The following is a 728-nucleotide window of genomic DNA, read 5'->3' as shown; positions in this document are numbered from 1 at the left end:
TTCTCGCGGCAGCGTGGGTTGTCTGCTGATGGGCGGTGCAAGGCGTTCGCGGAGTCGGCCGATGGGACGGGCTGGGGTGAGGGTGCGGGGCTTGTGGTGTTGGAGCGTTTGTCGGTGGCGCGTGCGCGGGGGCATCGGGTGCTGGCGGTGTTGCGGGGTTCGGCGGTGAATCAGGACGGTGCGTCGAATGGGTTGACGGCTCCGAACGGTCCGTCGCAGCAGCGTGTGATCCGTCTGGCGTTGGCGGATGCGGGGTTGGGTGCGGGTGATGTGGATGTGGTGGAGGCGCACGGTACGGGGACGCGGTTGGGTGATCCGATCGAGGCGCAGGCGTTGTTGGCCACGTATGGGCAGGGGCGGTCGGAGGATCGGCCGTTGTGGCTGGGTTCGTTGAAGTCGAACATCGGTCACACGATGGCGGCGGCGGGTGTGGGTGGTGTGATCAAGATGGTGGAGGCGTTGCGTCGTGGGGTGCTGCCCGCCACGTTGCATGTGGATGCGCCGTCGTCTCATGTGGATTGGGGTGCGGGGGGAGTTCGGCTGCTGACGGAGTCGCGTGAGTGGGGTGTGGAGGGTCGGCCGCGTCGTGCGGGGGTGTCGTCGTTCGGGATCAGTGGCACGAACGCTCATGTGATTCTGGAGCAGGCGCCGTCGGCGGAAGCCGTGCCGTCTGCTGAGCTGGATTCCCCGGCGGAGCAGGTGGGGCCGGTGGCGTGGGTGGTGTCGGC

At 68.0% G+C, this 728-nt stretch carries 1 protein-coding gene; it reads left to right on the top strand.

What is annotated here, in order from left to right:
• On the top strand, window positions 1-728 hold a 728-nt coding region (locus tag IF00_RS42230; RefSeq protein WP_167346913.1), incomplete at both ends, for a beta-ketoacyl synthase N-terminal-like domain-containing protein.

Source organism: Streptomyces flavochromogenes, assembly GCF_000717595.1.
GTDB lineage: Bacteria > Actinomycetota > Actinomycetes > Streptomycetales > Streptomycetaceae > Streptomyces > Streptomyces flavochromogenes.
The sequence above is the reverse complement of the archived record's forward strand: the minus strand, read 5'-3'. Positions and strand labels throughout refer to the sequence as shown.